This window comes from Streptomyces flaveolus, from assembly GCF_000716535.1.
Lineage (GTDB): Bacteria > Actinomycetota > Actinomycetes > Streptomycetales > Streptomycetaceae > Streptomyces > Streptomyces flaveolus_A.
This window is the reverse complement of sequence record NZ_JNWV01000036.1, coordinates 1-23,075: the sequence shown is the minus strand read 5'-3', so window position 1 is coordinate 23,075 and position 23,075 is coordinate 1. Positions and strand designations below refer to the sequence as shown.

The 23,075-nt window shown below is 72.0% G+C and carries 19 protein-coding genes; 9 read left to right on the top strand and 10 right to left on the bottom strand.

What is annotated here, in order from left to right:
- Positions 1-68 precede the first annotated feature (68 nt).
- Together OO52_RS33725 and OO52_RS33720 are read right to left on the bottom strand one after the other, a co-directional pair.
- Positions 69-998 (bottom strand): SDR family NAD(P)-dependent oxidoreductase, encoded by a 930-nt coding sequence (locus OO52_RS33725; protein WP_030938792.1) that lies wholly within the window; start codon positions 996-998, stop codon positions 69-71.
- Positions 999-1,047: 49 nt separating this feature from the next.
- Positions 1,048-1,935 carry an SDR family NAD(P)-dependent oxidoreductase gene (locus OO52_RS33720; RefSeq protein WP_030938789.1) on the bottom strand — a complete coding sequence of 296 codons (888 nt, stop codon included), beginning with the start codon at positions 1,933-1,935 and terminating at the stop codon, positions 1,048-1,050.
- A 71-nt stretch (positions 1,936-2,006) separates the two neighbouring features.
- Here OO52_RS33720 and OO52_RS33715 point away from each other — a divergent pair, with 71 nt between their 5' ends.
- Positions 2,007-2,951: a LysR family transcriptional regulator gene (locus tag OO52_RS33715; RefSeq protein ID WP_030938786.1), complete on the top strand. Its 945-nt coding sequence runs from the start codon at positions 2,007-2,009 to the stop codon at positions 2,949-2,951.
- Positions 2,952-3,131: 180 nt separating this feature from the next.
- Here the strand turns inward: OO52_RS33715 and OO52_RS33710 are convergent, their stop codons facing one another.
- A complete protein-coding gene (locus OO52_RS33710; RefSeq protein WP_030938783.1) occupies positions 3,132-4,283 on the bottom strand; it encodes a DUF3103 family protein in 1,152 nt (383 codons plus the stop codon).
- A gap of 217 nt (positions 4,284-4,500) precedes the next feature.
- Positions 4,501-4,686, bottom strand: a complete 186-nt coding sequence (locus OO52_RS33705) for a hypothetical protein (RefSeq protein ID WP_030938780.1) — start codon at positions 4,684-4,686, stop codon at positions 4,501-4,503.
- Positions 4,687-4,981: 295 nt separating this feature from the next.
- Here OO52_RS33705 and OO52_RS33700 point away from each other — a divergent pair, with 295 nt between their 5' ends.
- The 7 genes from OO52_RS33700 (at position 4,982) to OO52_RS33670 (ending at position 13,163) form a co-directional block, all read left to right on the top strand.
- Positions 4,982-5,914, top strand: a complete 933-nt coding sequence (locus tag OO52_RS33700) for a UTP--glucose-1-phosphate uridylyltransferase (protein ID WP_063738822.1) — start codon at positions 4,982-4,984, stop codon at positions 5,912-5,914.
- A 28-nt stretch (positions 5,915-5,942) separates the two neighbouring features.
- The gene (locus OO52_RS33695; protein ID WP_030938774.1) at positions 5,943-6,728 is read left to right on the top strand and encodes an SDR family NAD(P)-dependent oxidoreductase; all 786 of its coding nucleotides are present in this window, start codon (positions 5,943-5,945) and stop codon (positions 6,726-6,728) included.
- Positions 6,729-6,818: 90 nt separating this feature from the next.
- Entirely contained in the window at positions 6,819-8,522 is a 1,704-nt protein-coding gene (locus tag OO52_RS33690; RefSeq protein ID WP_051847884.1) for an FAD-dependent oxidoreductase, read from the top strand.
- 42 nt (positions 8,523-8,564) lie between these two features.
- Positions 8,565-9,761, top strand: a complete 1,197-nt coding sequence (gene wecB, locus OO52_RS33685; protein WP_030938768.1) for a non-hydrolyzing UDP-N-acetylglucosamine 2-epimerase — start codon at positions 8,565-8,567, stop codon at positions 9,759-9,761.
- Positions 9,758-10,549 (top strand): hypothetical protein, encoded by a 792-nt coding sequence (locus OO52_RS33680; RefSeq protein ID WP_051847882.1) that lies wholly within the window; start codon positions 9,758-9,760, stop codon positions 10,547-10,549. Before wecB ends, OO52_RS33680 begins: the two co-directional genes overlap by 4 nt.
- Before the next feature lie 20 nt (positions 10,550-10,569).
- Positions 10,570-11,811, top strand: coding sequence for an FG-GAP repeat domain-containing protein (locus OO52_RS33675; protein WP_030938762.1), 1,242 nt, complete (start codon positions 10,570-10,572; stop codon positions 11,809-11,811).
- A 110-nt stretch (positions 11,812-11,921) separates the two neighbouring features.
- Positions 11,922-13,163, top strand: coding sequence for an acyltransferase family protein (locus OO52_RS33670; protein WP_051847879.1), 1,242 nt, complete (start codon positions 11,922-11,924; stop codon positions 13,161-13,163).
- A gap of 71 nt (positions 13,164-13,234) precedes the next feature.
- On the opposite strand, the gene OO52_RS33665 is transcribed toward OO52_RS33670, so the two are convergent.
- The 4 genes from OO52_RS33665 to OO52_RS33650 are packed head-to-tail and all read right to left on the bottom strand — an operon-like array spanning position 13,235 to position 17,088.
- The gene (locus OO52_RS33665; protein ID WP_030938757.1) at positions 13,235-14,209 is read right to left on the bottom strand and encodes an LLM class flavin-dependent oxidoreductase; all 975 of its coding nucleotides are present in this window, start codon (positions 14,207-14,209) and stop codon (positions 13,235-13,237) included.
- A gap of 14 nt (positions 14,210-14,223) precedes the next feature.
- Entirely contained in the window at positions 14,224-14,745 is a 522-nt protein-coding gene (locus OO52_RS33660) for a hypothetical protein (protein WP_030938754.1), read from the bottom strand.
- Positions 14,742-15,635 carry an alpha/beta hydrolase gene (locus tag OO52_RS33655; protein WP_234339821.1) on the bottom strand — a complete coding sequence of 298 codons (894 nt, stop codon included), beginning with the start codon at positions 15,633-15,635 and terminating at the stop codon, positions 14,742-14,744. Before OO52_RS33655 ends, OO52_RS33660 begins: the two co-directional genes overlap by 4 nt.
- Positions 15,625-17,088, bottom strand: coding sequence for an MFS transporter (locus tag OO52_RS33650; RefSeq protein ID WP_030938746.1), 1,464 nt, complete (start codon positions 17,086-17,088; stop codon positions 15,625-15,627). The genes OO52_RS33655 and OO52_RS33650 overlap by 11 nt, the downstream gene beginning before the upstream one ends.
- Before the next feature lie 249 nt (positions 17,089-17,337).
- Here OO52_RS33650 and OO52_RS33645 point away from each other — a divergent pair, with 249 nt between their 5' ends.
- Positions 17,338-18,231, top strand: a complete 894-nt coding sequence (locus OO52_RS33645; protein WP_030938743.1) for a helix-turn-helix transcriptional regulator — start codon at positions 17,338-17,340, stop codon at positions 18,229-18,231.
- A 140-nt stretch (positions 18,232-18,371) separates the two neighbouring features.
- Here the strand turns inward: OO52_RS33645 and OO52_RS33640 are convergent, their stop codons facing one another.
- Both OO52_RS33640 and OO52_RS33635 read right to left on the bottom strand, forming a co-directional pair.
- Positions 18,372-19,589, bottom strand: coding sequence for an IS701 family transposase (locus OO52_RS33640; RefSeq protein WP_051847877.1), 1,218 nt, complete (start codon positions 19,587-19,589; stop codon positions 18,372-18,374).
- Positions 19,590-19,975: 386 nt separating this feature from the next.
- Positions 19,976-22,609, bottom strand: a complete 2,634-nt coding sequence (locus OO52_RS33635; protein WP_030938737.1) for an alpha-L-rhamnosidase C-terminal domain-containing protein — start codon at positions 22,607-22,609, stop codon at positions 19,976-19,978.
- Between the last annotated feature and the right edge of the window lie 466 nt (positions 22,610-23,075).

Sequence of the window (23,075 nt, the reverse complement as noted above, 5' to 3'; positions counted from 1 at the left end):
TCGCTGACGGTTTCAGATCCGGGCGAGCACCACGTGGAAGCGCCTGCGGTGTCGGCCGGCGGGTCTTCTCAGCGGGTGGGTGCGAGCAGTTCCTGCGACAGGGTCCACAGGCGTCGGGCGTTGTCCGGGTCGACGGCGTACCGGGCGACGCCGTGCAGGGTGCCGGAGCGGCGCTCGATGACCTCGGTCTCGGCGCAGTCGACGAAGTAGCGGCCACCGACGCCTTCGAGGAGGGGCGAGGTGGCGAGGAGGACGGAGGTCGCCGCGCCCTGTTCAACGGTCTTGATCAGGTGGGCGGGGACCCTGCCGCTGCCGCGGCCGCCGGTGTGCCGTTGCAGGTTCGTGTGAATGGCGCCGGGCATGCAGGCGTTGGCGGTGATGTTGTCTGCGGCCCAGCGACGGGCGGCCTCGACCGCGAAGAGGACGTTGGCGGTCTTGGACTGGCCGTAGGCGAGCCACGGGTCATAGGGGCGGAAGGCGAAGTTGACGTCGTCCCACACGATGGGTGACCGCTGGTGGCCGGTCGAACTCACCATGACGACGCGCGCGTTGCCGTCGGCGGCCAGCGCCTCGTGCAGACCGGTGGTGAGGGCGAAGTGGCCCAGGTGGTTGGTGGCGAACTGCCATTCCCATCCCTGTTCGGTGTACTGCTCGGGGCAGGCCATGACGCCCGCGTTGTTCACCAGGATGTGCAGCGGGCCCCGCCAGGCGCCGGTGAAAGCGGTGACGGACGCGGCATCGGCCAGGTCGAGATGCGCGACGCGCACCTCCTGATTGCCCGTCGACGCGGTGATGTCCTTGGCGACGCGTTCGCCCGTCGCAAGGTCCCGGACAGCGAGGGTGACTGCCGCGCCCGTGGCGGCCAGGGCCCGGGCCGTCTCGGCCCCGAGGCCGGAGGAGGCGCCGGTGACCACCGCACGACGGCCGGTGAGATCGACGCCTTGCGCCACCTCGGCAGCCGTGCTGGAGAAACCGAAGGGAGTGGTGAGCGGACTCATGAGCGAACTCCTTGCTGCGTCTTCAGGTGCGCGCGACGGCTTCGCGCATTCAGGGTGTGAGCAGGCGGTCCTGCTCCACCGGGGGTGTGCCGCCGTACCAGTCCAGGGCCTCGCCGAAGCGGACCAGTTCGCCGTAGAGGGCGGGGTCGACGCGTTCGGCGAAGACCAGGTCGAGCACGGCTTCGGCGGCCTGGGCCGGTGACTGCGCCCGGCTGTAGTCGCTGAACCAGGGGCGCGAGGTGGCGGTGTCGACCATGCCGGGACACACAGCCGCGATCAGCGTGCCGTCGGCGAGATCCTCCTCGCGGCGTCCTGCGGCGACGGCGCGGACGGCTGCGACCTGAGCCACCTTCGAAGGCACGTTCAACCAGAGGGGCCAGCCGGCCTCCTGCGCGGTGCCGTTGTGGAGGGCACTGCGCCAGGACTCGACGGCGTACTCGACCTGGTCCAGGCTCGCGTCGTCGAACAGGTGGTGAAGCCCGGCGTCGAGGTGGCCGAGGGTGCCCAGACTGCTGGCCACGACGAGCAGCCGACCGCCCGGACGCAGGACCGGGGCGAAGGAGCGCAGGATCGCATGGGTGGCGGTGTTGGAGACGTCGATGAACTCGTCCGCCCGCTCGGCCTGCGACTCCTCTGGCAGCAGACGGGCAACCGCGTTGGAGACGACCACGTCGACCCCTCCGCACCGGGCCCGCACCTCCTCGGCGAGACGGGCGATGGCATCGGTGTCGGTGACGTCCAGGACCCGGCCTTCGACGCGGGCCCGCGTGCCAGGCGACCGGCTGACCTCGTAGGCGGCGTCCGCCACCCGCTGGTCGTCGCGGCCGGTGAGCAGGACGAGGTCGTCCGGACGCATGCGGGCCGCCAGCCCTTCGACGAGAGCGCGGCCGAGTCCCTGATTGGCGCCCGTGACGAGGGCGATGCGCGAAGCGTTCATGGACGCCACGCTAGGAACGCCACGTCCATGAGTCCAACGAAGTTTGGGCACATCTGGTATGCGTAAACGTCATGGACTTCACGGACGTGTCGCTCACCGCCCTGCGCGTCTTCCGCGCCGTCGCCGAGCAGGGGACCTTCACCGCGGCCGCCGCCTCGTTGGGCTACACCCAGTCGGCGGTCTCCCGCCAGATCGCGGCGATCGAACGGGCGGCAGGCACCGAGCTGCTGGAACGGCGGCGCGAGGGAGTACGACTCACCGCGGCCGGCCGCCTCGTCATGCGCCGCGCGACGACCGTCCTCGACGAAATCGAAGCCACCGCCCGCGAGCTGTCCGGCCTGCCCGGACAAGCCGGGACGGTCCGCCTGGGATGGTTCCCCAGCGCGGGAGCCGTCCTGCTGCCCCGGGCTCTGACCGCGCTCCGCCGGACGGACCCCGGCCTGCACGTCGTCGGCCGGGAGGGCAGCACGCCGGCGCTGGTGCGCGCCCTGCGAGCCGGCAGCCTCGACCTGGCCCTGCTGGCGTCCGCGCCGCCGTTCCGGCCGCCGGACACCGAGACGCCCCCGCTCGCCCTGCACACCCTCACTGAACGGGCCCTCTGCCTCGCGGTGCCCGCCACCCACCCGCTGGCCCGCGGCGACTTCGTCGACGTGGCCGACCTGCGCGGGCAACGCTGGATCGCGGGCTCCACCTCCGGCGAGGACCGGCTGATGGGCGTATGGCCAGGCCTGGACGAGCGGCCCGAGATCGCTCACACCGCACGTGACTGGCTCGCCAAGCTCCATCTCGTCGCGGCCGGCTTCGGACTGACCACCGTGCCCGCCACCCTCGCCCCGGCGGCACCACCGGGCCTCCGCATCCTGCCCGTCCGCGGCGGGCCCCAGGAACAGCGCCGACTACTCCTGGCCCGTCTCCCCCACCCGCCCACAGCGTCCGTCACCCGCGTGGCGGCCGCCCTCCGCGCGGCAGCCCTCGACGCCGACGCACTCGTCCCCTCCTCCTCGTCTCCCGGATGACGCCGAACCCGTACCGCACCCGCGCCGACGCGCTCGACGGCTGCCTTTCCACCGGACGCCTCTCGGCCTCGGCGACGTCACAGGACACGCTGAGGACGGCACTTCACTTCGCATGACCGTCCTGGCGCGTCCTGCGCACGCCACGATGCAGCACGAGCCAGACCGGGGCCCGGCGCCGGGCTAGAACTCCGACACGTAGTAGGGCTGCACCGTCATCCAGCCGTTGCCACGGGCGCCGTAGCGGGTGCCGTTGTCGCTGCGGGCCAGGGTGTACCAGGAGTCGACGTAGTCCGGGTCGTCGGTCCACCAGTCGTCCGGGATGGCGTCCAGGACCGCGTTCACCAGCGGGATGTAGGCGCCTTGGTCGGTGATGGTGAGCAGCGCGGTGGCGATGGCCTGGGCGAGGTCGTGGTAGTTGGTGCTGCCGTCCTCTTCCATCATCACGGCGTCGGCCAGGTCGTACTTGTAGGAGGACCAGTTGACCAGGATCTGGTTGGGCCGGTAGACCGTGCCGTCATTGTCGAGGTACGGCATGTCGACGGGGTCGACGCGCACCTTGCCGTCCTGGCCGAAGCCGGTGACCAGGGTGTAGATCTCCGCGTCCCCCTTGACCCAGGGTTCCTCGTCGTCGGAGAGCTCGACCGCGGTGATGCGCGTGGTCCAGAAGCCCCCGGTGGCGGTGAGCGCCTGCGGGCGGTCCGCAGGGGTGTGCTCGGCGGTGGGCGCGGCGGAGTGGACGCCGTACCGCGAGAGCTCCTCGGTCAGTACGTCCAGACCCGCGGCCAGTGCCTTGGAGCTGTCGATGTCGACGACGTACACCGGGTGCGCGGGCGCCGTACGGGCGTCGAGCGTGTGGGCCCGGCCGTGGCTGTCGTAGGCGGTGACGGTGGTGGCGTTCTCGTCCTGGGTGGCCGCGGCCACCCAGGGCGTGGCCCCGGCGGCGAGCGCGGTGCGCATGGACGCGTCGCCGAGCCGCAGCCGCAGCAACGTGCCGACCTCGGTGCCCAGGCCCTTGGCCGTGGCGATCCGGCGGTCGGCCGCGGTCAGGGTGGACCGCAAGGTGCCGCCGGCCTGTCCGGCCAGGTCGGTGACCTTCACCTCGTCGGCGGTGAGCGCGGCCGACCGGACGCGGGCACGCCAGGCGGAGTCGGTGAGCGAACCGGCTATCGCCCGCGCGGCCTGGTCCTCCGCGGCCGTGACGGCGGACCTGGGGGCGGGGGCCTCGACGGCCGCCGTGGCGGGCAGGGCGCTGAGGGTCTGGCCGGCGCACAGGGCGACCAGGGATGCCGCGACGGCGCCGAGGCAGCGTCGACGGGAGTGACGGGGTCTCACGTGGATCGATCCTCCTGGAGGGAGTGGTCGGTGTCGCACTGTCAGGTGGAGCCCGTGCACGCATCTATGCGGGTAGACGGACGCGTGCGGATACAGAATGACGGTGACATGACACCAAGACAAGAGGGCTTGCGGTGCGAGAGGGGTGAACTCCCCGAGTACGGGCCGGAGTCGGTCAGGACCGGCGCTCGGGCGGGCGGCGATGCCTGACGGGCGGTCACGACGACCTTTCCCGTGACGGTCCCGGACTCCGCCAGGCGTAGCGCGTCGGTGCCTGGACGAGCGGGTGCTCGGCGACGACGTCGCCCCGTTCGACGGCGGCGAAGACCTCGGAGAGGTCGGCGCGCGGGCGGGCGCGGAAGCGGCCCTCGAGCAGCCGGTGGTAGCTGCCGGACTCGATCACGCGCAGGCGGTCCGGCTCCCGAGCGATCGGTCGCCGCGCTCACACCGTCCCGCCTCACCGGGAAGCCGGGGGCCACGCGTCGCTCTCTTCGAGAGCGGGCCAAGGGGAGAACGCAAACCGGAGCGACGTCTTCGGCAAGTTCCTGCTCCGCGAGCCCGCCCCTCGCGCGAACTCAGCAGTTCACCGCACGGCCGGCGGCCCTTCCGGGCGCGAACGAAGGGTGGAGCTACTGAATCGGTTCCGCGTCGCCCGGAACTCCTCGCCCGGGCAGTCGCCCGGTCGATAAATTCGCCGCATGACCAGTTCCCGCCGCTTGGTGAAAGCCGTCATCCCGGCCGCCGGACTGGGCACGCGATTCCTTCCGGCGACCAAAGCCGTGCCGAAGGAAATGCTGCCGCTGGTGGACAGGCCGGCCATTCAGTACGTGGTGGAAGAGGCTGTATCCTCCGGCCTCTCCGACATCCTGATGGTGACGGGGCGGAACAAGCGCCCCGTCGAGGACCACTTCGACCGCGGATTCGAACTCGAGACCATGCTGCGGGAAAGGGGCGAGGACACCAAGCTGTCCCGGCTCGCCTCTCCCGCTTCCTTCGCGAACATCCACTATGTGCGCCAGGGAGACCCGCGAGGGCTCGGCCACGCGGTGCTGCGGGCGGCGTCCTACGTCGGCGACGCCCCCTTCGCGGTACTCCTCGGCGACGATCTGATCGACCCCAGGGATCCGCTGCTGGCCCGGATGATCGAGGTCCGCCACCGGTACGGCGGCAGCGTGCTGGCCCTGATGGAGGTCGCCCCGCACGAGATCTCCCGGTACGGGTGCGCCGCGGTGACCGAGACGGACGAGGACGACGTCCTGCGGGTGACGTCGCTGGTGGAGAAGCCGTCTGCGGACCGGGCGCCGAGCCGCTACGCGGTGCTGGGCCGCTACGTCCTCGACCCCGGCGTCTTCAGCGTCCTGCGCCGCACCGGGCCGGGGCGCGGGGGCGAGATCCAGCTCACCGACGCCCTCGGCGCGATGTGCGGGACCGGGACCGCGGGCCCGGTGCACGCAGTGGTCTTCTCCGGGCGCCGCTACGACACCGGCGATCCCGGCGAATACCTGCGCGCCGTGGTCCGGCTGGCCTGGGAACGCGAGGACCTGGGACCGGATTTCCGGCGGTGGCTCGGCGAATTCGTGGCCTCTCACACGCGCCTTCCGGCAGCCGCGGAAGGCCTGGAAGCCGCTTGAGCACAAGGCGACACGGAAGGGAGTCCCCGTGGACCTCGAACTCGCCGGAAAGGTGTACGTCGTCACCGGTGCGTCGGCCGGGATCGGCGCGGCCGTCGCGCAGTCGCTCGCCGCCGAGGGAGCCCGTGTGGTCGGTGTCGCCCGCCGCGCCGAGAGGTGCGACCCGGCTGACGGAAACGTATGGGCATTCGCCGCGGACATCACCGATCCCGGGGCGGCCGAGCGCATTGCCGATGCCGCGCTGAGCCGGTTCGGACGTATCGACGGTCTGGTGAACAACGCCGGCGGTCTGACGTCCCGTACGGGTTTCCTCGACACCACGGACGCCGACTGGAAAGCCTCCTTCGAATTGAATCTGCATGCCGCGGTGCGGATGACCCGCGCGGTGCTGCCGACGCTCGTCGGGCAGCGCTCGGGAAGCATCGTGCACATCGCGAGCGAGGCCGCCCGCTTCCCGGCCCCGCCTCTGCTGGACTACGCGGCGGCCAAGACGGCGCTGCTGTCGGTCTCGAAGTCCCTCTCGGCGGAGTTCGCGCCCGTGGGCGTGCGGTCCAACGTCGTCTCCCCGGGTCCGACCCGCACCGAACTGTTCGACGCGCCGGGCGGCTTCGCCGAGCAGCTCGCGCAGCGCTACGGCACCTCTCCCGACGAGGCCGTCGACCGCTTCGTCCGCGAGGAGCGCCGGCTGCCGAGCGGGCGCATCGGTCACCCGCGGGACGTGGCCGCGGTCGTCGCCTATCTGCTCTCGCCCCTGGCCGGTCAGGTCACCGGCGCCGAGTGGGCCGTCGACGGCGGCGCGCTGCGTCAGATCTGACGACGCCTCGACGGCGCCGCCGCCTCACCCCCGGTGAGCAATCGCACCGCACTTCCCCTTCCCGACCCATCGATTCTGAATGAGGTGTACATGACATCCTCTGCCACGGCATCCACGCGCAAGACCGCCGCGCCCCTGGACCGCCGTTCCCTCCTCACCCGCGGCGCCGCCCTTGCCGGCGGTGTCACGGCGGCGGCCGCCGGGCTGACCGCCGCCGCCTCCCCCGCGCACGCCGCGGAGCGGTACGAGACGGGCGCGCTCATCGGCCCCGACGACCCTCGCTACCCGCTGCTGACCACGGGGAACAACCAGCGGTACGTCGCCCGGCCCGACTACGTGAAGATGATCCGCTCGACCCGGGACGCCGAACGCGCGCTGAGCGCCGCCCACCGGGCCGGCAAGCGGGTCTCCGTGCGCAGCGGGGGCCACTGCTTCGCCCCGCTGGTGTGCAACCCGGAGGTCGAGGTCATCCTGGACTTCTCGGAGATGACGGACGTCGGCTACGACCCGGCCAGACGCGCCTTCTACGTGGAGCCCGGCGCCCGGCTGCTCAACGTCTACGAGGCGCTGTACAAGGGCTGGGGCGTCACCATCCCCGGCGGCATCTGCTACAGCGTCGGAGCCGGCGGCCACATAGCCGGTGGCGGCTACGGGCTGCTCTCCCGCGCCCACGGCCTGGTCGTCGACCACCTGTACGCGGTCGAGGTCGTCACCGTCGACGAGCGGGGCCGGGTCCGCACCACGGTCGCCACCCGCGAGGCCGACGACCCCCACAGGGACCTGTGGTGGGCGCACACCGGCGGGGGCGGCGGCAACTTCGGCCTGGTCACCCGCTATTGGTTCCGGTCGCCCGACGCCAGAGGAACCGCCCCCGAGGACCAGCTGATGTCCCCGCCCTCCAAGGTCCTGGTCCACGCGGTGGACCTGCCCTGGGAGGACCTCGACGAGGCCAGGTTCACCCGGCTGCTGAAGAACTTCGGCGCCTGGCACGAGGCCAACAGCGCGCCGGACTCCCCCTACCGGCACCTGTCCAGCCTCTTCAACGTCAGCTCGCGGGCCCACGGCAGCCTGGGCATGTTCACCCAGGTGGACGCGACCGTGCCCGGCGCCCGCGAGCTGCTGGACGACTACTTCGCCGCGATCACCGCCGGCACCGGCCTGACGGCACGGCCGATGGCCAAGGGCAACGGGGAGATCCCGCACCTGCCGGACCTGGCGGAGCCCCGCGTGATGCCGTGGCTGAACGCCGCCCGGTTGGTCGGCACGAACAACCCGACCATCACCAACCCCGTGTCCCGGGCCGCGCACAAGTCCGGCTACATGCGCCGCAACTTCAGTGACCAGCAGATCGCCGCCCTGTACAAGTACATGACGCGGCCCGACTTCAAGAACCCGGACACCATGCTGGTGCTGTTCTCCTTCGGCGGCCGGGTCAACGCGGTCGCGCCGGACGCCACGGCGAACGCCCAGCGCGACTCCGTGTTCAAGATGACCTTCCAGACCTTCTGGCCCGACGCGCGGGACGACGACTTCTACTTGGACTGGATCCGCGGCCTGTACGCCGAGTTCTTCGCGGAGTCCAAGGGGGTTCCGGTGATCGGCGGCCGTACGGACGGCTGCTACATCAACTACTGCGACACCGACATGGCGGACCCGCGCCACAACCGCTCGGGCGTCCCCTGGCACACCCTCTACTACAAGGACAACTACCCCCGGCTGCAGCAGGTCAAGAAGCGCTGGGACCCGGGCAACTTCTTCCGTCACGCCCTGTCCGTCGAGCCCGCCGGGAAGTGACCCCCACCGCCTCGATCCGACATCCGAATCGGGAGACACCTGATGCGAACCGTCGCCGTGGTCCTGGGCACCCGCCCGGAGGCCATCAAACTCGCCCCGGTGATACACGCTCTGCGGGAGGACCCCCGCTTCGAGCCGATCGTGATCTCGACCGGCCAGCACCGGGAGATGCTGGACGAGACGATGCGCGAGTTCGATCTGAGCCCCGACATCGACCTCGCGGTCATGGTTCCGGGACAGACGCTCTCGCAGACCACCTACCGTGCGCTGCGCGAACTGGAGGGACAGCTCGACTCCCTGAAGCTTCAGGCCGTGCTGGTGCACGGCGACACCGCCACCACCCTGGCCGGCTCGCTCGCCGCCTTCCACCACCGGATCCCGTTGATCCATGTGGAAGCGGGCCTGCGCAGCGGGTTCCTCGGGTCGCCCTTCCCGGAGGAGGGCAACCGCCGCATGATCGCCCAGATCGCGGCGCTGCACCTGGCCCCCACGCCGGGCAACAAGGCGAACCTGCTGAGCGAGGGCATCGCCGAGGAGACGATCGCGGTGACCGGCAACACGGTCATCGACGCCCTGCACTGGGCCGGGAACAAGGCGGACAGTTTCGGCCACCCGGCGCTGGAGGACCTGGACACCGACACCCGCAAGGTCGTCCTCGCCTCCGCGCACCGGCGGGACGCCTGGCCCCACCTGCCGCAGATCGCCCGCGCCTTCGCCGCCATCGCCGACGAGCCCGGCACCCGTGTCGTCGTACCGCTGCACCGCAACCCGGCGGTGCGCAGGGCGGTGCTGCCCGCGATCGAGGGTCACCCGGACATCACCGTCGTCGACCCGCTGCCGTACCTGAACTTCTGCCGGCTTATGCGGCGCGCCGACATCGTCCTGTCGGACAGCAGCGGCGCCCAGGAGGAGGGTCCGGCGCTGGGCAAGCCGACGCTGGTGATCAGCAATGTCACCGAGAGGTCGGAGGCCGTGGTCGCGGGCACCGCCCGGCTGGTCGGCACCTCCTACGACGGTGTGTACACCCACACCGTCGAGCTGCTGCGGGACAAGGAGGCGTACGTGCGGATGGCCTCCGCCGCCAACCCGTACGGCGACGGGCGCGCCACCCGGCGCACCGTCGACGCGATCGCGCACTTCTTCGGCGACGGCCCGCCGGCCGAACCGTTCGTGCCGGAGTGCGAGACCGACGAGCTGAGCGTGGAGCCGGCCCGGACCGCGGAGTTCGCGCGCTCATGACGGAACTGACGACCACGCGGACCAAGGATGCCGGTGCCGTGGGTGCGGTGCGCGCCCTGGACCTCGGCGGCGGCCACGTCACGGCGACCGCGGTGGCGAACGTGCGCGAGTACCAGGTCGACGGGCGGGCGATCGTCGTCAACTGCGGGACGCGCGACGCGTACGTCGCCGAGTCCCCGCGCCGGCCGATCCCCCCGCTGACCTCGACGATCGTGGCCGACACGGTGATCGGCGAGGCCGGTCTCCTGCTCGTGCTGCGCACGGACGACGAGGAAGCGGCGGACATCGGCGGCATCACGGGGGCACCGGGCTGGGCCCGGCTCGGCGAGCTGCTGGGCGACCGGATCACGGACGGGCCCGGCACCACCGGCGGTGTGCCGTTCGACGCGCGGATCCCGCTGTGGCGGGGCCCGCAGGAGACCGTCGGACGGGTCGCGTTCGACCCGGCGCACATCCTGCGCGAGGCCCCGGTTCCCGGGCCGGAGGAGCTCTTCGAGGTGCGGGTGAACCTGTGGTTCGCCCCGGCGGGCACCGACTGCTTCATCCACAACCGGCACGAGTTCATCGAGGTCCACACGCAGGTGGTGGGCCGGGGGCGGATGCAGAAGTTCCGGCGGCAGGACCTCGGCACGCTCTACCAGGACCTGCCGATGAGCCCCGGCTACACCACACCGGACCCGTTCTGCTCGCCCGGGTCCGACGGCGGCTTCGTCTACCCCTGGCACCAGTACCACGCCGACACCGACTGCGTGTGGCTGGCGATCGAGTACCACCGCCTGGCGCGGTGACCGTTCAGCGGAGTGAGGACATGAGCGACATCAGGATCCCGAAGTTCACCCCGGAGCTGGTGGCCGGCCAACTGCGCGACGGCTACTGGCTGGAGGCCCCGGACATCGACGGGGACGGCCGGCCCGACCTGTTCGGCTACGGGCTGCGCCTGGGCGAGATCTACTGGTACCAGAACGACGGAGAGTGGACCCGGCGCCTGGCGGCCGACGGCTTCCGCATGCCGGTCGGCGCGGACTTCGCCGACGTCAGCGGCAACGGCTCGCCCGACATCATCGTCTGCTACGAGCTGTACGGGCCGATCGGCACCATCGTCGACCCCGACCCGCGGGGCGGCAAGATCGCCTGGTTGGAGAACCCTGGCGCGCCCGACAAGGACCCCACGCGCTGGAAGAAGCACTACGTCGGCCGCGCCACCGGCATGCACCGGCTGCGGGCGGGCTACTTCACCCAGTCGGAGCGGCTGGAGATCATCGGCCTGCCCATCGTGGCCGAGGCCGACGTGCACGCGGTGCTGCCGGTGGTGCTGTTCACCCAGCCCGACGACGTGCTGACCGCCGAGGAATGGCCGATGACGGTCATCGACGACACGAGCTTCCGCATGATCCACGGGGCGGAGAAGAAGCGGGGGCTCATCCCCGGCTCGGACCGGGACTCGCTGCTGCTGGCCTCCGACGAGGGGGTCACCTGGCTGTACTACGACGCCGAGCGCGGCGAATGGGTCCGCGAACGCGTCGGCGCGGGCGAGCTGACCCAGTTCGAGCGGACCGGCTTCCGGGGCAGCGGTGACCTGGACGCCGGGCGGCTGGGGGACGACCCCATGGCGTACGTCGCCGCGGTGGAGCCGTTCCACGGCAACACGGTGGCCGTGTACACCAAGCGGGACGGCGGGACCGGCTGGCAGCGGACGCTGCTGGACGTCTTCGGCGACCCGAACGAGAACGGCGAGGGTCCCGGCCACCAGATCGTGTGCGCCGACTTCGACGGTGACGGCGACGACGAGTTCCTGGTGGCGCTGCGCGGCCCGTGGCCCTGGCAGGGCGTCATGTACTACAAGGCCGTCGACGCGGCCAAGGGCATCTGGACCAAGTGGCGGGTGTCCGACGAGTCCGTCGCGCGCATCGCCACGGCCGACTTCAACGGCGACGGCCGGCTCGATTTCGCCACCATCGCGTACTCGGTGCAGAACTACTACGTGACCAAGGACGCGAAGATCGTCGTCCACCGCAACGAGATCGACACGGCCGGCGGCACCGCCGGGTAAGGCGCGCGCCGGAGGTCCGGGGCGGCCCGCGCCCGGCCGCCCCGGACCGCTTCTCCCGCACGACCGGAGTTCTCCGAGACCGAGAAGGCCCCCCACAGGAGCTTCATCTCATGACCATGTCCCCAGTGCGTTCCGTCGCGGACACCGGACCCACGGGTCCGGCCCGGCTGCCGTCGCTGACCGGCCTGAGGTTCTTCGCGGCGCTGCTCGTCTTCCTCTTCCACACCTCCCTGTCCAACTCGCCCATCCCGCCCAACGACCCGATCAACCCGTTCGCCGACGCCGGCATCGCGCACGCCTATGAGAAGGCGTTCCTCAACACCGGGTACATCGGGGTGTCGTTCTTCTTCGTGCTCTCCGGTTTCGTGCTGACCTGGTCGGCGCGGCCGGGGCAGTCCGCACGTGCCTTCTGGCGCCGCCGGATGACCAAGATCTTCCCGAACCACGTCGTGGTGTTCACGGCCTCGCTCGTGCTCTTCGCCGGGGCCACGATCACGTCCGTCGGGCAGTGGCTGCCCAACCTGCTGCTGGTGCACACCTTCTTCCCGCAGCCGGAGATCAACCTCAGCATGAACCCGCCGAGTTGGTCCCTCGGCAGCGAACTGCTGTTCTACCTGCTGTTCCCGCTGCTGATCGTGCCGGTGCGCAGGCTCCGGGAGGGCGCGCTGTGGGGCTGGGCGGCGGTCATGGTCGCCGGCACCGTGGTGGTCCAGCTCGTCTCGACGTACCTGGTGCCGGACACCCCCAAGTCGGCGATCACCCCGATCTCCGACAAGCAGTTCTGGTTCGGCTACCTGTTCCCGCCGGGCCGCCTCTTCGAGTTCGTGCTCGGCATCCTGCTGGCGCGGATCGTGCTGGCCGGCCGCTGGCCGCGGTGGATGGGCATCGGCGTGTCGCTCGCGCTGTGCGCGCTGGGGTACGCGGCCGGGTTCGTCGTGCCGTTCCCGTACACGTTCGTCGCCGCGACGATCGTCCCGATCGGTGCGCTGATCGCCTCGGTGGCGGCGGCCGACGCCGCCGGGCGCGCCACCTGGCTGCGCAGCCGGCCGATGGTCTGGCTCGGCGAGGTCTCCTTCGGGTTCTACCTCGTCCAGGGCGTGTCCATCTTCTACCTGCGGTCGCTGCTGGACGGCGCCACCTACGGTGTGCCCGTGGCGCTGCTGGTCGTCGTCGGGTTCTTCTGCACGTCCCTGCTGGGCGGCTGGCTGCTGTACCGGTTCGTGGAGATGCCGGCCATGCGCCGCTTCAGCCGCAGCCGCAAGGCGGTCCGCCCGGCTCCGGCTGCCCAGGCTGCCCCAGCCGCGCCGGCTGACGCAGCCGAGCCGCGGCCCACGTCGCTCGGCGCCCATTGATCCCTGGGGAACACGGGCGGGGGACCGGGATATCGTCCCGGTCCCCCACGCTGTGTTCCCCGACCGGTCCCTCAGACGTCGGCCGGGGCGGGCAGCAGGCCGGCCGCGGAGACCTCGGCGAGCAACCGGTACGAGGCCAAGCGGTCCCGCGGGTCGCAGGTCAGCGTGTTGACCATGATCTCGTCGACGCCGTGCTCGCCGGCCAGCGCGGCGAGCCGCCGTGCCACCTGCTCCGGTGTCCCCCACACCAGGGATGCCCTGCGGACGGCGGCCCGCTGCACCTCCAGGGAGGTCCAGCGGTGGCCGACCGCCTCCTCGGGGGTGGGCAGCGGAAGGTCCTCGCCGAGGTCCTTGCGGCTGCGCCAGAGCAGGACGCTGTGCGCGAGCGCCTCGGCCCGGTCCTCGCTCTCGGCGGTGACCACGCGCACCGCCAGGACGCCGCCCGGTGCGGGCCGGCCCACCCGCCCGGCGAAGGCCGTACGGTACGCGGCGAGCGACTCCCGCGCGGGGCGGGGGTCGAGGAAGTGGGCGAACGCGTAGTCCGTCCCCAGCTCCCCCGCGAGCGCGGCCGACCTGCCGCCCGCGCCCAGCAGCCACATCCGCGGCGGCACGGGCGGAACCTCCGCCCCCTCCCCCGCTTCCGGCTCGGCACCGTCCATGCCGAGGAGCACCCGCAGCGCCCGTACCCGCTCCGGGAAGTCGTGGGCCGGACCGCCCGCACGGCCGAGGCCGAGGTCGACCCGGTCCGGGTACAGCGAGGCCAGCACGCCGAAGACCTCGGCTACCTTGACCGGCGAGTAGCGGGGCAGCAGCACCCCGCCGGTGCCCACCCGCATCCGGCCCGTGCGGGCCAGCAGGACCGCCGCCAGGACCTCCGGGGCGCTGCCGGCGAACCCCGGCGATCCGTGGTGTTCGGCCACCCAGTAGCGGACGAACCCCCACTCCTCGGCGGCCTGTGCCAGGTCGACCGAGGCCCGCAAGGCGTCGGCCGGGGTGAAGCCCGCACCGACGGGCGACTGGTCCAGCACCGACAACCGCGGGACCATCGGCGCTCCTCCTCTCACTCTCCCGCCCGCACGACGGCGGGCACGATCCGGTAGTCACGCTGGAAGACAAGGTTGTGCAGATCGCCGGTGGCGATGGCCCGCAGCGTGGACACCTCCGCCGCGGCCTGCTCGGGGGTGAACACGTTCAGCGGCCAGTCGTGGACGGTCGCGCCCCGCAGGTGCGGGTGGTGGAAGCCCCGGCCGTAGAAGGCGAGCAGCGTGATGGGGGCGATCCCGGCCTCCCGCTGTTCGGGCCAGGACAGCGTCCACTCGGCCGCGAGGCCTCCGTCCGTGGTGCGCCGCACGCCGCTCGCCGTCACCTCGCCGGTGTTCAGCAGCAGGGCGGTGTCGAACTCCCGGAGGACCTGGACGGCGTGGGGGTGGAGCAGTTCCACGGCGCGCTCGAAGTGCCGTTCCTTGCCCTGGCGCGTGACCGTGTCGCCGCCCTCGCCGTGGGTTCCGTCCCGCAGGTCCGCGAAGTGCCGGGCCAGTGCGGCGAGATGGGGCAGCTCGGTCTCGCTGTGTGCGGTGGTCATGTCGTCTCCTTCGGTGGCGTGAGGTGCCGGCGCAGGGTCGTGCCGAGCCAGCGCCGCAGACGTGGGTTCCCCTGACCGGGGCCGTCACCGGCGAGGAAGGCCGCGTGCGGGGTGTGCGGGAAGACCCGCAGCCGCACGGAGGTGCCCGCCTCGCGCAGTCGCCGGGCGTACTCCGTCACGTCGTCGCGGACCGGGTCGAGGTCCCCGACGGCGAGGACGGCCGGTGCCAGCCCGGTGAGCCGGTCGGCCTCCAGGGGGGTGCTGTACAGCGGTACCCCGCCCCGTGCGGCCGTACCCGCGCCGCCGCGGTACATCCGCCACGCCCGCCGCAGGTCGTCCGCGGCGGGGAACGCGCCCGGGTCGCGGGTGTAGGCGGGGGCGGTGCAGCCGGGGTCCAGCGGCGGGTAGGCCAGCACCTGCGCGGCCAGCGGCTCGTCCCGGTCGCGCCGGGCCAGGGCGGCGCAGGCGGCCAGCGTCCCGCCCGCGCTGTCCCCGCCGACCGCCAGCGGCTGGTCGTTCGCCTGCTCCTCGGCCCAGGCGAGCGCGGTGAGCAGGTCGTCGAGCTGGGCCGGGTGCCGGTAGCGGGGGGCGAGGCGGTAGCCGGTGCTGACCACGGTGCATCCCGACACCCGCGCCAGGTCCATGACCGGCTGGTGCCAGTGCTCCAGGGAGCCCGCCTGCCAGCTGCCGCCGTGGGCCCAGACGAGCCAGCCGAAGGCGTCGGCGCCGGGGCGGTAGACCCGGACCGGGATGCGGTGTGTCCCGGCGTCGAGCCACAGTGCCTCCCAGGCGGGCCCGCCAGGCCGACGGCCGTCCGGGCGGGCCGCGACGGCCTCGCGGCGGCCCGGACGGTCGTCGTGCGGCGCGTACCGCCGGGCGTTACTGCGCACGGGAGGCCGCGCCGCGCAGGAAGACGGCGCTGGTCAGCGCGCCCAGGAGCACGATCGCGGCGTTCACCGCGATCGCGACCTTCAGGCCGCCGAGGATGGCCGAGGCGCCGGTGCCGGTCATCGCGGCGGTGGCGATGGCGCTCATGATCGGCGTGCCCATGGTGATGCCGATCTGCTGCGTCATGGTGGCGAGCCCGGTGGCCAGGCCCTGTTCGTGGTCGGCCAGCCCGGAGGTGGCGGTGACCATGAAGCCGACGATGACGAGCATGTTGCCGACGCCGCCGGCGAAGGTGGCGACGAGCAGCAGCCACATCCACCCGCGGTCGTCGCCGAGGCCGAGCAGGGCGGCTGTGAACACCGTCTGCAGCAGCCCGCCGGTGATCAGCGTGCTCTTGCTGCCGATCTTCCCGATGACCTTCGGGGCGATGGAGCCGCCGACGACCGTGCCGATGCCCAGCACGCCGAACGACAGGCCCGCGGCCAGCGCCGAGAAGCCCAGGACCTCCTGGAGGTAGAGGGTGAGCAGGAAGACCAGGGAGGTCTCGGTGAGGAAGGCGATCAGACCGGCGAGGTTGCCCCAGGCCACCGACCGCTTGCCGAGCACACCGAGCGGCACCAGGGGTGCCGTCACCTTGCGCTCGACGGCGTAGAAGACCAGGAGCAGCACGACACCGGCGGCCAGGGGCAGCAGCGCCGCGGACGAGCCCCAGCCGTGTTCGCCGGCCTGTGTGAGGCCGAAGACGATGGCGAGCAGACCGAGCGTGACGCTGACGGCGCCGGGCACGTCCAGCTTCGGGCGCTCGTCGGGACGGGACTCCTTGATGACGGTCGGTGCGACGAGGAGGACGGCGAGGGCGACCGGCACGTTGATGAAGAACGCCCATCGCCACGACAGCAGGTCGGTCAGCAGACCGCCCAGGATGGCGCCCGTGGTGAACCCGGCGGACATCAGCGCGCCGTTCAGGCCGAGGGCCTTCTCACGCAGCGGCCCCTCGGGGAACGACGTGGTCAGCAGAGACAGGCCGGCCGGGGTGACCGCCGCGGTGGCCAGGCCCTGGAAGACCCGCGCCGCGATCAGCACCTCGGGGTTCTGTGCCAGGCCGCCCACCAGCGAGGCCACGCCCAGCACCGCGAGGCCGCCGAGGAACAGCCGCCGACGCCCGAACAGGTCGGCAACACGTCCGAACAGCAGGGTGAAGCCGGCCGCGCACAGGGCGAACGCGGTCCCGATCCACTGCAGGTGCGCCAGGGAGAAGCCGAGGCCCTCGCCGATCACCGGCAGGGCGACGTTCAGGATGGAGAAGTCCACGGCCAGCATGAACTGGGCCGCGAGCAACAGCACCAGCACCAGCCGCAGCCGGGGGGTGAGGACGGCCGGGGCCGTACCGGCGGCCGCACCGGGGGCGCCGGCAGTACCGGCCGTACCGGCGGTTTCCGCATCGGTGATGGACATGAGGTCGATATCCCTTTCTCTCGAGCGCGGGCGTCTTGCGCGCCGCTCGGGAAAGAGACTCGTCCGCGTCGGGAAGGTCAGCCAGAACCCTGTCTCGCACAGTCAGCGCAAGGGTGGTCATCTCATGACCACCCTTACCGCTCCCGACTGCCGTGACCTGCGGGCATCATGGACGGAGAGCCGCTCACCACAGCAAGCACCGTTGCCCGGCGGCCGTGCGGCCGGGCACCTACGACACGGGAGGCATCGATGGACGCTCCGTCCGAGCTGGGAGACTTCCTCAGGTCCCGCCGTGCCGCACTACGGCCCGAGGACGTCGGCATCACGCCGCATCCGACCCGCCGCCGCGTCACCGGGCTGCGCAGGGAGGAACTGGCCATGCTCGCCGGCGTCAGCATCACCCACTACACGCGCCTGGAACAGGGCCGCGTCACGAGCGCGTCGGACGCCGTGCTGGACGCGATCGCCCGCACCCTGCGGCTCACCGAGGACGAGACCGCGCACCTGAAGGACCTTGCCCGCCCCTCCGAGGCGTCCCGCCCGGCAGCGCCGCAGGTGGAACACGCCAGCGCCTCCGCACGCCAGCTCCTGGCCGCGATGACGGACGTGCCGGCGCTCGTCCTGGACCGCCGCAACGACGTCCTCGCCTGGAACGTACTCGGCCACGCCCTGCTCGCCGGGCACCTGCCGTCCGACAGTCCCGACTCCCCGGGCAGCCGCCCCAACCTGACGCGGATGCTCTTCCTGGACGAGCAGTACCGCGAGCTGTACACCGACTGGAACGAGGAGGCGCAGCTCGCCGTCGCCTCCCTGCGCCTGGTGGCCGGCCGCCACCCCGACGACCGCGGGTTGGCCGAGCTCGTCGGCCGGCTCACCGTCCAGTGCGACGAGTTCGCCTCCCGCTGGGCTCAGCACCCGGTGCGTACCTGCACCTCGGGCGTGAAGCGGCTGCACCATCCGCTCGTCGGCGCGATGGACCTCAGCTTCGAGAACCTCGTCATCCCCGGTACGTCCGGACAGCGGCTGATCGCTTACACCGCCGAGCCCGGCTCGCCCTCCGAGGCGGCGCTGCGCCTGCTGGGCAGCGTGGCCGCCTCCGAGGGCTCGACGGACGAGGACGTCTCCGCGGCCGCGCGGCGCTGACGGCGCCCGCCCGCGGTCGGACCGGCCGGCCCGGCGGGCTGGCGGCGCGTTGCCGGCGACCTGGTGTGGACGGTGCGGGGCCGACGGTCCGGTGCAGGCGGCCGGCGCGGACGAGACGATCCGGTGCGGGCGGCCCCGGCTCAGGCGGGACGCCGCCCGGTCGGCACCAGCACGGACGGACGGGCGGAGCCGACCAGCCGCAGATGGGCGTACGCGGCGGACACCATGGTCATGTGGTGGTGCCAGGCGGGGAAGGAACGCCCGGCGAAGTCCAGCAGTTCGTACCGACCGTCCAGGCACTCGGTCGTGTCGAGCGAGCTGACGTAACAGCGGGCCAGCTCAAGGAGTTCGTCCAGGCGGTGGTGCACGAGGTTGGTGAGCCAGAGCCGGGAATCCGGCGCCCCGTCCGGGCCCAGTTCGCTGAACAGCCGGTAGGCCCGCCGTTCGCCGCTCGTCCCCGTTCCCTCCCGCACGGGCCTCCAGATCAGCGCGGACAGCACCTGGGCCTGCCGGAAGCGGCCGTCGGAGCCGGTGACGGCAGCGGCATGACGGTTCCATATCCGCGGCGCGCCCGCGCCCGCCGCGCCGCCTGCCACGCCTCCCGGCCCGCGCCGGGGCCGCCCCCGCAGCGCCCCGCGCGGATATCCGGCCGGGCTCCGCTCGCCGGCCCGCCCCGTGCCCGCGGACAGAGCACGCGGGTGAACGGCCACGACGAAGTCCCGGCCGGTGGCGTCGAGCAGTTCGGTCAGCTCCGTCACGTCGGGCGCCTCGGTCATGTCGGCCACCACCGGCACCTGCGGTGAGCCGGTGCGGCCGGCCCGGTCGGCGATCAGGTCCAGGGTGTGCCGCCACTGCGGGCGGAAGTGCTCGGCCTCGGGGATGCGGGCACGGCGACGCAGTCCGGGGTCGTCGGCCCACTGCCGGGGCAGGAACAGGCGCCAGTCGACGGGGAAGTTGGCCCCCGGGCACGACAGGAAGAGGACCGTCGCCATCTGGCAGTTGACGGTGCGTCCGGACAAGGGGTCGAAACGCTGGTGCACGCCCACCGACTGGTCCCCACGCTTGGGCAGGATCACCGGGGTGACGGTCCACGCCCGGACGGACGAGCGCCGTCCGATCCATCTGGCGAGCGCGTCGCGGCCCGGCTCCCAGTCCCAGGGGCTGCTGTTGATGAACTGCTGCAGTGAGTACCAGACGGTCGGCGAGTCGGACACGGACCCGGCCAGTCGGCGCACGGACTTCTTGCCGTCGGTGAGCAGCAGTCCCTTCAGATAGGTGCCGGCCCATCGGCGTTGATCGGCGCGCGGCAGGTATCCGAAGATCTGCTGGGCGAAGGTTTCGACGGATCGCGCGCCCATGTCCGCTGGGGTCTGATGTGCGGATAACGAGAACACGGCCGTTGCTCCCTCTTCACAGTGCGAGAACAAGTCGGTTGCGCATCAAACCATCCAGGTCCGGCACGGGCCGTGACGTAGGCCTCACGACCAGCTAACAGAAGATTAAATATGCATAACGATCGGCGAAAGCGAGGCGGGGCGCGGTCGCCGTTGCTCGAGGAGAGAAGGGCCACCGCGAGGTGGATCGCTGGACGGCGGCCACCGGGGCACCGGCCGGTGCCGCCGCGGCCCGGTCGGGGATACCCGGGCCGCGACGCTGCCGAGCGGCCGCTGCCGCCTGCGGGGAACGTGTCAGGTGGGTCGAGGCAGCGACGCGTCGGATCCCGGCACCCGCCAGGAGGACCGCATCAGTCCGAGCGCACGGCGACGAAGCTGTGCGTACCGTCGCCCAGTCCGGAGACGGTCACCCTTCCCGCGTCGACCCGCACACCGGGCTGTGTCGCCCGGCGCCCGTCCCACAGCACGCGTCGGCCGGAGCGCACCACGACCGCGCTGCCGTCCGTGGGCAGGGCCACCCGGCCGCCGGTGCCCTCGGGCGCGTGGACGGTGAGGGTGAAGGCCCGTCCGGTGTTCTCCCACTCGACCGTCAGCGGACCGTACGGCGTGGGGAGCCTGCCCGCGGCCCAGGCGATCCCGCCCGGGTGGGGGCGTACCTCCCACGCGCTGTAGCCGGGTGAGACCGGCCCGGCTCCCAGGAGTTGGTGGGTGAGCGCCGGAAGAACGCCGGTGGACCACCCGTGCGCCATGCTGGTGTACGCGTCCTCGTACGGCTCCCCCTGCGGACCGATGCCCTCCCAGTGGGTGATGCCGGGGTCGTGGCGGTCCATCCACCCGTAGGTGCGCCGTATCTGGTCAAGCGCGGAGTCGGCCCGCCCGCTCTCGAACCGGGCCACGATCTCCGGGTACGAAGTGAAGGCGTAGACGCGCTGCGCCGCCCCGGCGAAGAGGGTGTCGTTGTCCATGAACGCGTTGCCGTACGGCTGTCGGGTGGTGGCGTCCAGATGGGCGAGGGCCGACTTCGCCCGTCCGGCGTCGGCGATCCCCGCGACGACGGCCAGCGCGTTGCCGTCCTGCGCGTGCCGCACGGGACCCGTCGCGGAGTCGAGGTAGGCGCCGGCGGTACTGTCCCACAGGAGCGAGTTGACGGCCGCCGCCACCTTCTGCGCGCGCCGCACCCAGCGGTCCGCGTCCGCGTCGCGCCCCAGGAACCGGGCCAGCCGGGCGGCGTCGTTCAGTGCCTGGACGTAGAGGGCGTTGTAGTAGGTGACGCGGCCGGTACGGCCCAGGAAGGCGTAATCACCGTAGCCGGCCGTCCCGTTGAGGCCCTTGCTGAGCAGGCCTGCGTCGTCGGTGACGCTCGGGTACCAGCTGTCGAGCACCTTCACGAGGTGCGGCAGGTAACGGGAGGCGTAGGCCCGGTCGCCGGTGTAGAGGACGTAGTCCCAGCTGCAGACGACCCACCACAGGGGATAGTCGAACAGGGGCAGGGTGTACCCGGCGATGGAGGCCGGGGGGATCCAGCCGTCCGCGCGCTGGTGGTCGGCCAGGTCGGCCAGGACGTTGCGCACCGCCTCGACGGCGTCGTCGTGCGTGAGGTAGAGGGTGCGCGCGGACACCGCCAGGTCGCCGACGTACGGGTCACGGTCGCGTTTGGCGCCGTCGTGCAGGACGAGTTTGCCTTCCAGCGTGGCGCTCCAGGCACCGCGCGGGTCGACGTCGTCCTGCCGGAAGGTGTCGGTGACGAGTTCGTTGGTGTACGACGCGCCGTACCAGTAGCGGTTCAGGTCGTCGTCGGAACACAGGAACCAGCCGCGGTAGGTGCTGGGCGTGCCCCTGTAGGCGCTGAACTCCAGGCTGACGGAGTCGATCTCGACTTCTCCCCACGGCTGGGCGGCCGGGGCGTCGGAGGGCAGTGCGTCGAGAGTGATCCGCAGGTAGCGGAATCCGTGCAGGCCGTCCGCGTAGACCTTGTCCCCGGCCTGGTAGCCCTTGTGGTCGAGCCAGTCGGCGCCGGCGGCGGGAACGGCGAACTGGTCGGTGCCCCGGCCGGCCCCACCCGCCTGATCGGAGCGGGTGAAGTCGGAGCGGTCCGTGAGGAATCGGCGCGTCTCGGAGAACGCCAGCCGCACGCCCGGCGAATCGGGCGAGGCCCGGGTGAACCTGATCCGCGGGTGTCCGACGACGACTTTGCCGAAGTCGAGCGTGACCCCGGGGACGTCGACCGGGGCCACCGGCGCGGGCCAGACCTCGTTGACACGGGTGAACGCCCCGCGGGGGGTGTCCTGGACGCCGGTCACCGTGATGCGCAGCCGGTCGGTGGTGACCGGGGTGGCGAACGGTACGGAACACTGGATGACATCGTTGTCTCGCACTGTGGCGGCGGTCTGCCACGCGCCGTCGCGCCACACGTCGACCGTGAAGTCGGTGGGTACGCCGTCACTGTTGGACAGCACCGTGATCCCCGGCAGCTCGGCAGGGCCGGGCAGGGTGATGGTCAGCGTGTCCGGGAAGGCGCCGAGTGTGTCGTCGTTCCAGAAGGTGTCCGGGTCTCCGTCGACCGTGTGGGCGGCGTCGTACGTGCGAGGCGTGCCGTCGTTGCCATTGTTGCCGGCATGGGTGGAGGAGGCCTGGGCCGTGGTCCCCTCCGGCCAGCGCGGTGCCGGGGCGGGCCGCGGGCGGCGCAGCACCGCCCTTGCGCCGCCGGGCTTCAGCAGGGCCTGCGCGTCGGTCACGTCGCCGGTCACGGCGACCACGCTCACGGGACGTACGGTGCCCGCCGTGGGCGCCTGGACGTAGCGGTGCCAGTCCGTGGCGGCGCGCGTGGGCACCGTGGCGGCCTCCCCCGCCTCGGCCGCCTCCGCCAGGCCCGTCACGGCGGACGCGGGCCAGCTCGTCGCGCCGGTCACGCCGAGTCCGAGAACCCCTGCCGCCACGACGGAGCGTCTGCGCGGGCCGTCGTGTGGAGCGGACGTGGATGCCATGAAAGCCTCCCTGAGCACCGAGGGGGTGGGGTTGAATCGTTTCAGTCCGTTGCCGATGCCCGACCGTAACTCCGGAGTGGAAGAGGCGTACAGAGGGGCGTCCGAGGAAATTTCGTACCCTGAGGCCGGGGACACCCGGGACACCGATTCACCTGACGGCTGCTCAGCAGGCCAGAGCCTTGTAACGGCAGCCCCAACTTCTCATCGTCAATCAGCCCACCTTCCAGATGGGCCCGCGCGGCGAGCACCAGAACTTCGAACAGATCGAGGCCATGGCCGCAGCCCCCGCGTCATCATCGTGGTCACCCACCGCCTGGAAAACACGCATTCTCCGGGATTCAGCCTGTGGCAGTGGCGGGGCGCTCAGGGGGTTGCGTCCTGAGAAGTGGTGTACGGGTTCCCACCTGATCCGGGCGTTTGCCCCGGCGTCGGAGTGAGAGTCCGGATACAAGAACGGCCACCGGCT